This window comes from Treponema endosymbiont of Eucomonympha sp., assembly GCF_001028545.1.
This window is the reverse complement of the sequence record NZ_BBPW01000472.1, coordinates 1-553: the sequence shown is the minus strand read 5'-3', so window position 1 is coordinate 553 and position 553 is coordinate 1. Positions and strand designations below refer to the sequence as shown.

Below are 553 nucleotides of genomic sequence, written 5' to 3'. Positions count from 1 at the left end.
GGTAATATGAGTCAAAAGAAATCTGCAAGCAATAAGATACTCAATTTATCCAACATTCTGTTTGCGGCAGCCGCAGGCATGGCTTTTGGTCACACGGAGTTTCATTTGGATCCACCGTGGGCATATCATGCGGTATTGCTTTGGTTTGAAGCCGCGTTCATTATCAATTCTAATATAGGCAGAAAAAAACTTATCAACGTTGTTGACCTGTACAGTATTATTTTCAGCGTTTTTCTGCTCTGGGATTTGGGCTCAAAGATTTTTAAGGTACTGCACTACACCTTGTTTCCGCCTCCCCAGAATGTATTCTATATCTTTATTCAGGATTATCCCCGGATGATTGCAGGATTCTTTCACTCCATGTATCTCATTTTAGTCAGCGTGAGTATCGGCATGGGTTTTGGAGTCATTCTGGGTTTATTTGTCGGCTGGTATCAGCGGCCCCGGGAAGCCACATCGCCGGTTATAAACGTGGTTGCCTCGGTACCCGCCCTGGTCTACGCCCCTTATATCGTAGCGGTGTCTCCAACATTTCAAATGGCTTCGATTATTG

1 protein-coding gene is annotated in these 553 nt (G+C 44.5%); it reads left to right on the top strand.

The annotated features are described in order from the left end of the window. On the top strand, positions 1-553 hold a 553-nt coding region (locus AWU74_RS12050; RefSeq protein WP_202966439.1), incomplete at both ends, for an ABC transporter permease family protein.